Source organism: Bradyrhizobium sp. MOS001 (assembly GCF_004634465.1).
Lineage (GTDB): Bacteria > Pseudomonadota > Alphaproteobacteria > Rhizobiales > Xanthobacteraceae > Bradyrhizobium > Bradyrhizobium barranii.
Map to the genome: position 1 here is coordinate 1 of NZ_SPVJ01000165.1, position 1361 is coordinate 1361.

The 1361-nt window shown below is 60.0% G+C and carries 1 protein-coding gene; it reads right to left on the reverse strand.

The genetic code is table 11. The annotated features are described in order from the left end of the window. Positions 1 to 351: 351 nt before the first annotated feature. Positions 352 to 1152: a class I SAM-dependent methyltransferase gene (locus tag CT676_RS43660; protein ID WP_085398209.1), complete on the reverse strand. Its 801-nt coding sequence runs from the start codon at positions 1150 to 1152 to the stop codon at positions 352 to 354. Positions 1153 to 1361 lie beyond the last annotated feature (209 nt).

The following is a 1361-nucleotide window of genomic DNA, read 5'->3' on the forward strand; positions in this document are numbered from 1 at the left end:
CTTCCAGAGTGGAAGGGTTCCGACACCCTTACCGACGATGAATGAACTCCAATCGACTTACGTCGACTGTTGTGTCACTCAACAAGGTGAGGAGCATCAAGAGCGTGCATGCTTCCCTTGGCATCTAGGCCAAAGAGAGCGCCCGACAGACGAGCAACGCTGGAAAACGCATAGACGCTCACTCACCTGACTTCAAGCAGAAAATGAAAAATTTCCACTTCGCCAATCTTCTCGTATCCGCGTAGCAGAGCAGCAAGCCTGCTCGTCCTGGTTAAGCCCAGACGTTCATCGACTTTCCACCCGGGCACTCAGATAGTCAGGACCTCGGAAGAGACCGCTCTGGCCGTCGAGTTAGGGAACGATGCCTCTGCACGCCCACGCGACGTTTGCAAAGGACCTCGGGCCGTCGGGCCGGCCGGCCTCGTAGGCATCGCGCACGGCGGCGTCGGTGCGCGCTCGCTCCGCAGCGTCGAGCGCTGCCACATACTTGCCGAGCGGCCCTTCGCCAGCGGCAATCGGCGTCCAATAGTCGGCAAAGCTTTTGTAGTCCATGCGGATCATCAGCTCTACTTCCGCAATGCTCACGAGACCCTGTTCGGCAAAAGTCCGTCTCAGTTCGCCCGGCTGCATCATTGGTTGAAAGCAATAGCGACTGCGCAGCTGGCGCCCGCTTTCACCGAGTGCCGCCACCGTGTCGACCATCATGCGCATGCCGGGCATCCCGCCGAGATGATCCCACACCGCTGCCGCGACCACGCCGCCCGGCCGAACGACGCGGCGCATCTCGGCTACTGCCTTACCGGCTTCGGGAACGAAGTGGAGCACGAGAAGCGCCAAAGCGCGATCGAACGTGCCGCCCTCGAAGGGCAGTGCACAGGCATCAGCCTGCCGGACTTTTATTCGCGGGTTTGTGTTGCGCCGGATCACGTCCTCGACAAAGACTGGTGAATAGTCGATCGCGGTAATCTCGGCGAGGTCGGCGGCTCTGGCGAGCGTGAAGGTCAGGCTACCGGTGCCACAGCCGATGTCGAGAATCCTTTCGCCGTCGGAAATCCCTGTGAAGTCGATGAATTTCCGCGCGAGTCTTCGGCTCCAGCGGCCCATGAGCTGCTCATAGCCCGCGGCGTTGTGGACGTTGAATTCTGAGGTCATCGAAGTCTCCGTGCGCTTCCCAGATTTTTAGATCTCCACGAGGTGGCTGCACAGCCGCTAACACAATCGCATTGCGATCGCGGCGAGAACGCCGTGCTGCTTGCTCTGTGGATGCGTATGAGAAGATCCGTCACGGCGAGCTCCTTTTGAGGGCTACCATGCCTCATCGAGGCCGAGTTGCCCAAACACCTCGCGACGAAGCTCAACGA

What these genes read in the sequence shown, in the direction of transcription:
- CT676_RS43660 (WP_085398209.1), bottom strand. Translation starts at nt 1,152, where the DNA reads ATGACCTCAGAATTCAACGTCCACAACGCCGCGGGCTATGAGCAGCTC.